Source organism: Halorubrum sp. SP3, assembly GCF_005435195.1.
GTDB lineage: Archaea > Halobacteriota > Halobacteria > Halobacteriales > Haloferacaceae > Halorubrum > Halorubrum sodomense.
Map to the genome: position 1 here is coordinate 1 of NZ_SGTU01000317.1, position 504 is coordinate 504.

Consider the following 504-nt stretch of genomic DNA (forward strand, 5'->3'; position numbering starts at 1 on the left):
GTACACCCGCGACGAGGGGTACGAGATGAAGCCGTACCGCGATCTCGAAGTGAAGAGCGCCTTCTCGGAGGAACTCGCCGAGAGCGGCGCGATCGGCTACGAGCGACTGCTGGAGGTCGACCCGGAGATCATCGTCGTACACTGGGGAATCGGCACGACGGGCGACACCGACTCCTTCTCCGCCTCCGCGTTCCGCGAGCAGTACGTGACGCCGATGGAGGAGGACGAGGTCGGAAGCGAGCTCACGGCCGTCATCGAGGGCCGCGTGTATCCCGGTGCGTACGGTGAACAGGGACCGATCGTCAACCTGCTCCAAACCGAAATGAAAGCCCAGCAGCTGTACCCCGAGGAGTTCGGACAGTTCGACCCCGAGGCCTTTCCCGAGGTCCCGGAAGAGAACCGACTGTTCGATCGCGACCGTGTCAACGACATCATCGCGGGTGACCTCTGATGCGCGCGCGAGAGTGGACCGTCGCGGCGACGTACGGCGATCCGTCGGAGTAC

1 pseudogene is annotated in these 504 nt (G+C 64.3%); it reads left to right on the top strand.

Going from position 1 to position 504, the window contains the following annotated elements:
• Positions 1-451, top strand: a pseudogene (locus EXE42_RS16680) (ABC transporter substrate-binding protein); the annotation flags it as partial.
• Positions 452-504: the final 53 nt, after the last annotated feature.